The organism is Lactobacillus delbrueckii subsp. delbrueckii DSM 20074 = JCM 1012 (assembly GCF_001433875.1).
Classification (GTDB): Bacteria; Bacillota; Bacilli; order Lactobacillales; family Lactobacillaceae; genus Lactobacillus; species Lactobacillus delbrueckii.
In genome coordinates this window covers 85,025-95,739 of the sequence record NZ_AZCR01000002.1, presented here as the reverse complement: position 1 = coordinate 95,739, position 10,715 = coordinate 85,025, and the positions used below count along the sequence as shown (strand labels likewise).

Annotated in this window: 11 protein-coding genes; 1 reads left to right on the top strand and 10 read right to left on the bottom strand. The window is 51.8% G+C overall.

The window, feature by feature from the left end; genetic code table 11:
• Positions 1 to 106: 106 nt before the first annotated feature.
• Positions 107 to 376: a 30S ribosomal protein S15 gene (rpsO, locus tag FD23_RS01060; RefSeq protein ID WP_002879084.1), complete on the bottom strand. Its 270-nt coding sequence runs from the start codon at positions 374 to 376 to the stop codon at positions 107 to 109.
• Positions 377 to 579: 203 nt separating this feature from the next.
• Here rpsO and rpsT point away from each other — a divergent pair, with 203 nt between their 5' ends.
• Positions 580 to 831 carry a 30S ribosomal protein S20 gene (gene rpsT / locus FD23_RS01055; RefSeq protein ID WP_025895101.1) on the top strand — a complete coding sequence of 84 codons (252 nt, stop codon included), beginning with the start codon at positions 580 to 582 and terminating at the stop codon, positions 829 to 831.
• Positions 832 to 923: 92 nt separating this feature from the next.
• Here rpsT and holA read toward each other — a convergent pair whose 3' ends face one another.
• The 9 genes from holA to typA form a co-directional block, all read right to left on the bottom strand.
• Positions 924 to 1,913 carry a DNA polymerase III subunit delta gene (holA, locus tag FD23_RS01050; RefSeq protein ID WP_003617510.1) on the bottom strand — a complete coding sequence of 330 codons (990 nt, stop codon included), beginning with the start codon at positions 1,911 to 1,913 and terminating at the stop codon, positions 924 to 926.
• 30 nt (positions 1,914 to 1,943) lie between these two features.
• Positions 1,944 to 4,154 (bottom strand): DNA internalization-related competence protein ComEC/Rec2, encoded by a 2,211-nt coding sequence (locus FD23_RS01045; protein ID WP_074027754.1) that lies wholly within the window; start codon positions 4,152 to 4,154, stop codon positions 1,944 to 1,946.
• A 1-nt stretch (position 4,155) separates the two neighbouring features.
• On the bottom strand, positions 4,156 to 4,914 hold the full coding sequence (locus tag FD23_RS01040) for a ComEA family DNA-binding protein (protein ID WP_025895104.1): 759 nt from the start codon (positions 4,912 to 4,914) through the stop codon (positions 4,156 to 4,158).
• Positions 4,915 to 5,043: 129 nt separating this feature from the next.
• Entirely contained in the window at positions 5,044 to 6,084 is a 1,041-nt protein-coding gene (locus FD23_RS01035; protein WP_025895106.1) for a SepM family pheromone-processing serine protease, read from the bottom strand.
• Complete coding sequence (gene coaD, locus FD23_RS01030) at positions 6,074 to 6,568, bottom strand: pantetheine-phosphate adenylyltransferase (protein ID WP_052933613.1); 495 nt, start codon at positions 6,566 to 6,568, stop codon at positions 6,074 to 6,076. The genes FD23_RS01035 and coaD overlap by 11 nt, the downstream gene beginning before the upstream one ends.
• On the bottom strand, positions 6,569 to 7,120 hold the full coding sequence (gene rsmD, locus FD23_RS01025; RefSeq protein WP_003619212.1) for a 16S rRNA (guanine(966)-N(2))-methyltransferase RsmD: 552 nt from the start codon (positions 7,118 to 7,120) through the stop codon (positions 6,569 to 6,571).
• A complete protein-coding gene (locus tag FD23_RS01020) occupies positions 7,117 to 7,458 on the bottom strand; it encodes a YlbG family protein (protein WP_025895109.1) in 342 nt (113 codons plus the stop codon). Before FD23_RS01020 ends, rsmD begins: the two co-directional genes overlap by 4 nt.
• A complete protein-coding gene (locus FD23_RS01015; protein WP_080988396.1) occupies positions 7,448 to 8,650 on the bottom strand; it encodes an FtsW/RodA/SpoVE family cell cycle protein in 1,203 nt (400 codons plus the stop codon). Before FD23_RS01015 ends, FD23_RS01020 begins: the two co-directional genes overlap by 11 nt.
• Before the next feature lie 98 nt (positions 8,651 to 8,748).
• Positions 8,749 to 10,620, bottom strand: a complete 1,872-nt coding sequence (gene typA, locus FD23_RS01010; protein WP_003617497.1) for a translational GTPase TypA — start codon at positions 10,618 to 10,620, stop codon at positions 8,749 to 8,751.
• Positions 10,621 to 10,715 lie beyond the last annotated feature (95 nt).

Below are 10,715 nucleotides of genomic sequence, written 5' to 3'. Positions count from 1 at the left end.
GCAAGTTTGATTTCTTTAGTGTATTTAGTCATGAAAATAACCCCCGAAATTAGTGTCCTAATTTCGGGGGTCATATCAAAATCCCAGCCTCTTGGTAGGTCTTTGATTAACGACGCAAACCCAAACGAGCGATCAAAGCACGGTAACGTTCCAAGTCATTTTCTTGCAAGTAGCGGAGCAAGTTACGACGGTGACCGATCTTCTTCAACAGACCAACGTATGAGTGGTGGTCGTGTGAGTGTTCACGCATGTGTTGAGTCAAGTTGTTGATGTCTTCAGTCAAAACAGCAACTTGTACTTCTACGGAACCAGTGTCGCCTTCGTGAGTTGCGTATTCCTTGATGATTTCGTTCTTTCTTTCTTTTGAAACTGCCATGTTTCTGCACCTTTCTTTTGAAAAATTGCCCCGGACAGCGTCAGCCGTTAGGTGAAGCGTAAAGACAACGCCAGGGGTTCACATAACAAATATAATCATACCCGATTTTTTGGAAAAAGCAAGTAAAATTTCTTCTTGCATCTGGCGCTGGCTTTCAGTATAATAACTTAGTGAATTTCATTCAGTTATTGGAGGTGAACCTAATGCCACAAATCAAATCTGCTATCAAGCGTGTTAAGACTCAAGCTGTTGCTAACGAACGCAATGCTGCTCAACTCAGCACTATGAGAACTGCCGTTAAGAAGTTTAAGGCTGCTCAAGCTGCTGGTGCGGACAACGCCTCCGAATTATACGTTGCTGCTATCCGTGAATTGGACAAGGCTGCTTCAAAGGGCTTGATCCACAAGAACAAGGCTAACCGTAACAAGAGTCGTTTGGCTAAGCTTGCTAAGTAATTAAACTAGCAATCAACAAAAGAGCGAGAAACAATTCGTTTCCCGCTCTTTTTCTTTTGTCTTTTTCTGTTCCCTGTTTTTTCTCTTTTTGCCTAGCAGGTCAGGATAAAAGCCTTTAAAAAGCGGCTGCCCTGGTAGACCCCGCTCTTGTAGCGGTAGTCCAGCTGGATCAGCTGGCCCAGCATTTTCTTCAGCTGGCCGACCTTCGCCCTGGACTTCAAGGCTGTCTTGACCCGGTAAGGGTGGGCGGACAATTCCTTAGCAATCTCGCTTTCACTCCGCCTTCTCTGCCCCATCACCTTCACGCAGAGCAAAAATTCAACCTGGCTGAAAAAGACCGCGACCAGCTGCAAGGGATAAGTCCCCTCCCGCAGCTGCCCGTCCAGGCGGTCGATTGCCTCTTGGTAGTCCCCTCTTAAGGCAGCCTCTAGAATAGCAAAAACGTTCTGATCTAAGCTGAGATCGATATTCCGGTCCACCAGGTCCCGGCTGATTTCCTGGCCGTCGCTGATCGCCTTCAGCTTGTTGTAATTGCCCAAGGCCGCGTCCAGGACCTGGTCACTTCTCTCCATGAGCAAGTCCAGGGCCCCGCCGGCAAAGCGGTAGCCTTCAGCCTTGACCAAGGCCTGCATAACCCGGCCGCTTTCATAGCTTTTGACCGCTGTTGAGACCGTATTGAAGCTCTTTTCCACCTGCTTGGTCAGTTTCTTGCGCCGGTCCAGCTTCTCATAGCTGGCGACTAAAACGATCACGTCGTCGATCTGGTCCAGGTGACTGAAGATTTCCAGCAGCCGGTCCCCTTGCTGCTTGTACTTGACCGGGAACTTTCCCGTCAAAAAGATGGGGTTCTTGACTAAGACTAATTTTTGCTGGCTGAAAAGGCTGGCTTCTGCCAAGGCCGCGATCAAGTCGTCCAGCGGGTCGCTCTCACAGTCAACCGTCACCTTCTCCAGGCCTTGAAAGGCTGCCTGCTGGACATAGTTATGGGCCAGATAGTCATTTAAAAAAGCGTCCGGTCCCTGCAGCAGGACATTCGGGTTTCCCGCCTGGCTGTTAGGAAACAGGGATATCAAATTTGGCAAGCCGCTTTCCTCCCTCTAAAAGTAAACTCCTTAATAATGATAACACACCCGCCGCCCTTCCAGAAAACTGCTGAAGTATTCCCTGATGCCGTAATGCCAGCTGATCATCCCTTCCGTTTGGGTATTGAGATAAGGAATCCCCAGCTGGTGCAATTTGGCTAAGGTTTCCGGCTTGGGGTGGTGGTAGCGGTTGTTCCGGCCAGCGGAGATAAAGACTAATTTTGGCTGGATTGCCCGCAAAAAGACAGTTGAAGAAGAAGTATCGCTGCCGTGGTGGCCAAGTTTGAAGTAGTCAATTTTCAAATCGGGAAACTTCTTAATGATTGCCTCCTCACCTGCCTGGTCCAGGTCCCCGGTAAAAGCCCAGCTTTTCCCAGCCAGGCGGCAGGTAAGCGACAAAGAGTCCTTGTTTTCCCCTTTTCCCGCTACTTCCGGGTGAAGAACCTGGAAGTTGATCGCTTCTTTCACCTCCATCCCTGCCTTCAGATCAACCAGCTCGGTCTTCTCTACTCGGCCGGCTATCCTGGCCCTAAAGCTCGGATTTTGAATAAGACCTGCTCCCATATAGAGGCGCTTAACCGGCATTTCCTCGAGCAAGGGGCCCAGGTCACCAACATGGTCAGCATCCTGGTGGCTGACGAAGACCCCGTCGATCTGGCTGATTCCCTGGGCTTTAAGCAAAGGAATGGTAATCCGGTCGATCTGGGGCTGGCTCTGTTTCTTTTTACCAAAAGTCAGCTTGCCCCCGGTATCGATCAAGTAGACCTGGCGGCGGATGGGCGTCGTTAAAAGAATGCTGTCGCCCTGACCCACATCGATAAAAGAGACCTGCCCTTCCAAGGGAAAGTGGATGCTAACAAAAATTAAGAGATAGACCGCCGCCAGAATATTGCGGTATTTCTTTTTCCGCGTTATGAGATACAGGAAGGTTAAGACAAAAAGCAGGGCCAGCTGCCAGGCCTTGACCTGGCCATAGATCAGCTGGCCAAAGCCGGTTTTCGCCACATTAGCCAGCATCCCTTCCGCCGCCTCCAGGATTTTTTCAAAAAAAGCCGCTAGACCCGGCGGAGCCAGCAAGGCCAGGCCGGTCATGGGCATGACGATATAGTTGAAATAGGGCACGACTAAAACATTGTAAAAAATCGTGCAGACATTGACCTGGTAGAAAAAGTAGAGCAAAAAAGGCGTCAGCAGGCCATTCAGCCAAAAAGCCTGCTTGCAGTCTGGCAATTTCGTCGTCAAGACCAGGCCCAGGGCTAATACATAAGTCAAGATCCCGCCGGTTTCCAGCAAAAGGCGGGGAGTAAAAAGCTGCTGGCAGCAATAAGTCAAGCCCAACAGGTCAGCCCGGCCGATCCTCCTGCTCTTAAAGGCTAATCCGGCTGAAAAAACATAGCTAAGAGTCGCCCGGATAAAACCTGGCTGGCCCGCGCTCAAGAAGACCTCAAAGGTCAATAGAGCGCAGGAAGCGGCAAAAACTTCCTCCTTGGTCATGTGCAGGTAGCTGCCGAAAACCGCCAGAGCAAAGACATAAATGCCCACATGCATCCCCGAAATGCTCAAGATATGGATAACCCCCAGGTCCCGGTAGGTATTCAAGTTGGCTTGGTTGTCCCCAGCCGGATTTTCCGCTAGCAGCAGTTCACTGGCAAAAAAGGCCAGTAGGCGGGGCAGGCGCTTCAGATAAGCTTGAATTTTCCAGCGGAGGCCATGCAGGCGGGTAAGAAGACTAGCCGGAGCCAGCTTGACCTGATAATGAGCCAGCTTGACCTGCCGGTAGACATGCTGGCTGGCCAAATAGCGGCGGTAGTCAAACTGGCCGGGATTGGTCGCTGGCTCTATTTCACTGACCGCGCCGCCAACTTCAGTTAAGTCGATGCTTTGCCCGTTTTCCAGCAAGGCTAGTGCCTCCCGGCTTGCCGGCCCGTAAACTTGCACTTTCTGCGTGGCCGTCTGCCCCCGCCCGCTCAGCCAGCCGTCGGTAATTTTCACCTGGTCGGGGTACAGGCGGATGTCGCCTGCCGGCTCACCCGGCTTAACCTGGTCCTTAGCCAGGACCAAAGTCAATAAGAGCAAGAAGGCCAGGGCGAGTTTAAACAAACCGCCATATTTATCCTTGAGCAAAAAGAGCAGGTAGAACAAGGCGGCCAGGGCAAAAAGCTTCCCCCATTTTTGCGACTGGAAGATCCCGCACAAGCTGACGCTGGCCAAGGCCAAAAGAAAGTAAAAGCCGGCTTGCAGGCTAGATTGTAAGCTGGTCCTTAATTGCCGCGAAGGTCTTGTCGCCAATTCCCGACACCTCTTTCAACTCGTCAATACTCTTAAAAGACCCTTTTTCCTGCCGGTAGGCAATGATCTGCTCGGCCTTCTTCTCCCCGATCCCGTTCAGCTTCTGCAGATCGCTGGCTGTAGCCGTGTTCAAATTGATCAAGTCACCAGAAGCTGCCCCGGAAGTTGAAGAAGAGACTGATGAGGCTGAGGCTGATGCAGAAGTAGAAGAAGCCGGAGCGGATGCTGCAGCAGAGTTAGCGGTCTGGGCCGCTTCCATCTTGTCCCCCTTGCCGGGGATGTAGATCTTGTCTTGGTCTTTTAAAAGCTGGCTGCGGTTGATGGGCTGCAATTGGGCATCCTTGGTCAAGCCCCCGGCCTTTTCAATCAAGTCTTCCAGCCGGGCTCCGTTTTTCAGCCGGTAGACCCCCTGGTGCTTGACCGCTCCTGAAATATCGCAGACTACTTCAGCGTTTGCCGCAGAAGCCGCTGAGCTGGCGCTAGCAGCCACTGAACTGACACTAGAGCTTTGCAGGCTTTTCCCGCTGTTTTCACTCATGCTCTGGCTGCTGGACAAAAGAGCAGAATTGTCAGCAGCCGGCTGCCGGTTGGCATAATAAAAGCCCCCGGCCGCCAGCAAGACGACTACGATGTACATTTTCTTATCCATAAGCCAGGCAAGCAGGTCCTGCAGCTTTTGCTTGCCTTCCGTTCTTTCGTTTGACTGATTCATTTTTATCACCTCAATAACTAATACGCCAAAAATGGTCTTTTTTCCTAAATATAAAGAAAAAGACAAAATTTACTGAGGTAAAAAAGAACCGGAGGCTGGCTCCGGTTCTCTTCTTAACTATTCAGTTTTCTACTTGTAATGCTTTTGCAGGTATTTCAAGGCATCATCAAAAGTTGCCACCGGCACGATCTTCATCTTCGTGCCCAGCTTCTTGGCCGTTCTTTTGGCCACCGCGTAGTTGGTCTGGGACTTCTTGACCCCGGTCTGGTCAGTTGGGGCGAAAAATACTTCTGCCCCTTCTTCATCCGCGGCCACGACCTTCTTGTCCACGCCGCCGATAATGCCGACCTTGCCGTTTGCATCGATCGTCCCCGTCCCGGCTACCTTGTGGCCCTTGGTCAAGTCCTTGCCAGTATAGTTTTGGTAGCAGGCCAGGGAGAACATCAGACCAGCTGACGGGCCGCCAATGTCGCCCGTGCTAATCGTCGTCTTCGGGCTGACTTCCACCTTGACCCTTTCCACCATGCTGATCCCGATCCCCGGCTTGCCGGTGCCTTTCACCTTGACGATTTTCCCGGTAAAAGTCTGCTTCTTCCCGGACCGCAAAACCGTAATCGACACCTCCTGCCCGATCTTCTGCTTCTGCAGGTAGCTCATAAAGCCCTGGACAGACTTGAACTTGTGCCCATTAGCCGCTACGATCGTGTCCCCGATCAAGAGCTTCTTTTTAAAACTGGAGCTGGACTGCAGGTCCATCACATATACGCCCTGGTATTTCAGCTTGGGTTTAAGCCCGGCCTTCTTGGCCGCGTAATAGATGGCCGTCTGCTGGCTGGTCTGCATGTACCATTCCTGCAGCTGTTCATATTGCTCCGTGCTTGATCCCCCGGTCACTTCATCCATGGTCAGGCGGTCTTCATAAGGCTGGGTAAAGGACCATAAATAATCGCCCAAAACCGCCCTCCGCTCACTCACGGTCACGAAGTAGAGGTTATTTTTAGCCTTAACCCCGGCCGTCTTTAAATAATTGCCGACCGGCAGGGCATCCCCGGGCGCCTCAATCACGTATTTGGTTGGCAAGAGCAGGACCAGGGCCAGCAGGATAACCGCAAACAAGCCGACCAGGGCCCGGCGCCACTTCTTGCTTTGTCCATCTTTCTTAACTTTCACTTTGCAGCTTCTCCTTCAAGGCTCTGGCAGCCTTTTTGGGCAAAAAGCGGTCCAGCTCGCCGCCAAACATGGCGATTTCCTTCAGCATGCTCGATGCCAAAGCACTATTGGCCGCCTCAGCCATAAACAAAACAGTCGGCAGGTCCGGGGCCAGGTCCCGGTTCAACTGGGCGATCTGCTGCTCATAGAGAAAATCGCTGCTGTTGCGAACCCCGCGTACTAAAACCCCGGCCTCTAATTCCTTGGCCAGGTCCACCGTCAGCTGGCCCGGCCGGGCCAGGATCTCGACATTGGCCAGGCCATGCTCTTTTACCGCGTCCTTGATCAAGTCCACCCGCTCATCCGGCGTAAAAAGCGCCTTTTTTGAGTTGTTGGTCATCACTACGACCAAGAGGCGGTCAAAGACCTTCGCCGCCTGCTCAATTGTATCCATATGCCCGTTGGTAATGGGGTCAAAACTCCCCGGAAACAACGCTGTCGTCATCTATTCTGCCCTCTGGTAAATTCTTACGATCGTCTTGCCCATATGGTGGTCTTTCAAAAGGTCAAAGCCGGCAACCGGCGGCAAGTCTGTCTGCTCATCAGTTTCCACGACAATTTTTGCCCCCGGCTTAAGCAGGTCCAGCGAAGCCAGAGCTGTCATGTCCTTGACCATTTGCTGCTTGGCATATGGCGGGTCCAAAAAGACCAGGTCAAACTTCCTTTCCTGGTCAGCGAAGACCTTCAAGGCCACTTTCGCCGGCATGGTGAAGACCTCAAAGCGGTCCGGCTCCTTGGTCAAGTCCACGTTTTTCCTGATGATCTGGCAGGCCGGCCGGCTGACGTCGTTCAGCACCGCATGCTCGCAGCCTCTGGAAACTGCCTCAATCCCCAAAGCCCCGCTGCCCGCGTACAGGTCCAGGACCTCTCCTCCAGCAAAAAACTGGCCCAGGGAATTGAACAAGGATTCCTTGACCTTGTCGCTGGTCGGCCGGGTCTTCTGGCTCTTGAGGGTAAACAAGTTCCGTTTGGCGTATTTTCCAGAAATAATTCTCACTTAATCCAGTCCTCTTTATCTGTCTGATTTAACTTCTCTTCGGCCTCCTTGGCCATGTCACTGATCTGCTGCTCAATCTTCTGGTTGTCCAGGTCCAGGGCATCATTTTGGGAAAATTCAACCTTCTTAACAAAGCTGAAGGTCCGCAGCTTGCTTGCCGTTTCTTCCGCCTCTGCCTGGTTGACGTAGAGAATCAAATAGTGCAGCTTTTTGGAAAAATAAACAATGTCCCCGAACCTGCGCAGCTTGAACTGATCGTTGTTGACATTACGCAAATAAACGATCAAGCTGGTCCGGCTGGCAATCTCCTGCTCAGCTAATTCTTGGTTAATACTCATCCTCTGCTTGCACCTCCTGTCTGATTTTTTCTTCCGCGGTAACATTTAAGACCAGGCCGATCGCTGCCGACAAGACCCAGAGTGAGGAACCCCCGTAAGAGATAAAGGGCAGGGTCACCCCGGTGATCGGCATGAGGCCTAAGACCGCGCCAACATTAAATAAAGTCTGGAAAAAGATAATCGCGGTCACCCCGAAGCAGATCAAGGTGGAGTACTGGGACTGGGCCTTGACCCCCCGCTCCATGATCAAAATCATCAGGTAGAAAAGCAGGCCCAAGACTACTAATGCGCCAAGAGAGCCAACTTCTTCGGCAATGATCGACAAAATAAAGTCGGTGTAAGGTTCCGGCAGATAGCCCCGCTTCTGGATACTGTTGCCCAGGCCTAAGCCAAAAAGGCCCCCGTTATGGATAGCATAATATGAATTGACCAGCTGGGCCCCTTCATTGGCAGCCGTCTTAAACGGGTGCAGGAAGGCAATAAAGCGCTTGTAGGCGTAAACATCCTGCAAGAAGCTCGGGTTCCAGGCTACGATCAAGCGGAAGCCCCCGACCACCAGAACGGTGATGCCGATGATACTCAAGAGGATGTAGCCGGTCGGGATTCCGGAAACTGAATACATGATCAGGACCAGGCAAAAAAGGATGGCTGTCCCCCCGAAGTCAGGTTCGATCAAAACCAGGATCATTAGTAAACCCGCGATGATTGCCGTAGGCAAAAGCTGGGAGATGATATGTCCGCGCACTAACCGCCCGTCGGCCTTAGCCAGCATCCGGGCCAGATACAAAGTCAGGACCAGCTTGGCTAATTCCAAGGGCTGGATGTTGATTGGGCCCAGGTTGATCCAGCCCTTGGCCCCGTTGACCGCCTGGCCAAAGAGGCGGACATAGACCAATAAGCCGCCCACAATTACCAGCAGCCACAAGAGCAACTTGCCCCGCCTTAAGTAGTCCAGGTTGATGCTGTAACAGGCCAGGCAGATCAATACCCCGAAAAAGGCGTAGAGCAGCTGCTTTTGCCCGTAAACCGTGGCCTTGAAGCCGTGGATCAGCAGGATTTCTGAACTGGCCGAATAGACCGCGATCACCCCGATCGTCATTAAAAGCAAGTAGACGATGAAGATCCGGTAGTCGAAATATTGGAATGTCTCTTTTATTTTGGCGGCCGTGGCAGCAACTTTATTTTTCTTCACGTTTTTCCCCTTCTAAAAATAATCGTCGCTTTTCATTATAAAACAAAAAAGCCCCTCCTCCTATAAGTAGAGGGAGAGACTTACCAAAAAACTAACAATTAGTTGGTCTTGGCCTTCTTCTTGTCAAACTTTTGCCGTTCTGAAGTGTTCAAGATCTTCTTCCGCAGGCGCAGGCTTTCTGGAGTTACTTCACAGTATTCGTCATCGTTCAAGAATTCGATTGATTCTTCCAAAGTCAAAGTCTTTGGCGTTCTGATGGCCGCAGCGTGGTCCTTACCGGAAGCACGGGTGTTGGTTAGGTTCTTGCCCTTGGTTACGTTCACAGCGATGTCACGGTCACGGGAAGATACACCAACGATCATCCCTTCGTAAACTTGCACGCCGGCACCGATGAAGAGCTGGCCGCGTTGTTCAACTGACTGCAGGGAGTAAGTAGTTGACTGCCCCTGGTTGATGGAAACCAAAGCACCGTTGCGCCGGCCTGGGTTCCAGTTCTTAACGACTGGCTTGTATTCGCTGAAAGTGTGGTTCATGATCCCGTAACCACCAGTTGCGGACATGAATTCGTTGTTGTAGCCGATCAAGCCACGGGAAGGAACTGAGAATTCCAACCGGGTCTGGCCGTTGCCCTTGGAAACCATGTTCTGCATTTCACCCTTGCGTTGGGACAAGCCGTCGATAACTGAGCCGACATATTCGTCCGGCACGTCAACTTGGACAGCTTCATATGGTTCGCACATTTGCCCGTCAACTTCCCGGTAGATAACCTTTGGCCGGGACAGTTGCAGTTCGAAGCCTTCCCGGCGCATTTCTTCAACCAGGATGGACAAGTGCAGTTCCCCACGGCCTGAAACAGTCCAGGCGTTCAATTGGTCAGTTGGTTCAACCTTCAGGGAAACGTCAGTCCGGGTTTGCCGCAAAAGCCGTTCTTCCAGCTTGGCTGGAGTAACCTGGCTGCCTTCCCGGCCAGCAAATGGTGAGTCGTTGGCCACGAAGTCCATTTGCAGAGTCGGCGGGTCAATCCGCAGAATTGGCAAGGCTTCTGGTTTTTCCTTGGAAGCAATGGTTTCACCGACGAAGATGTCGTTGATCCCACTGATGGCGATAATGTCGCCTGCCTTGGCTTCCTTGATTTCGTTTCTCTTCAAACCGAAGTAACCAAAAAGCTTGGTCACGCGGAAGTTTTGCTTGGAGCCGTCAAGCTTCATGACAGTAACTTCGTCGCCGACCTTGATCTTGCCTCGGTAAACGCGGCCGACGCCGATCCGGCCAACGTAGTCGTCCCAATCAAGCATGGTAATTTGGAACTGCAAAGGTTCGTCTTCGTTGTCAAGCGGAGCCGGAATGGCCTTGATGACCGTGTCGAAGACCGGGTCCATGGTTTCTTCCTGGTCAGCCGGGTCGTCTGAGTAGCTGGAAGTACCATTCAAGGCAGAAGCGTAAACAACTGGGAATTCAAGCTGTTCGTCGTTGGCGCCAAGTTCGATGAAGAGTTCCAAAACTTCATCCAGAACTTCAGCTGGACGGGAACCGGGACGGTCGATCTTGTTCACGACAACAACTGGCTTAACGCCGGCTTCCAGGGCCTTTTGCAAAACAAAGCGGGTTTGCGGCATTGGGCCTTCGTAAGCGTCGACCAGAAGCAGGACACCGTCAACCATGTGCATGATCCGTTCAACTTCCCCACCGAAGTCGGCGTGGCCTGGGGTGTCTAGGATGTTGATGGTCGTGCCCTTGTAGCTGACCGCGGTGTTCTTTGACAGAATCGTGATCCCACGTTCACGTTCAATGGCGTTGGAGTCCATTGCCCGGTCTTCCAGGTTCATGTGTTCTGGTAAAGTGTCTGACTGCTTAAGCAGCTGGTTAACCAGGGTAGTCTTACCGTGGTCGACGTGCGCGATGATCGCGATGTTTCTGATGTTTTCTCTTCTCTTTTGATCTGCCAAAAATGTTTCCTCCCCGTTCCTCATAAAAAGAACTGTGACAAAAGCACAGTTCCCTTTAGCCTTAGATAGCAGGCTGGCCGAAGTAATGTTTATATTTTTTACAATCATTTATTGTACAA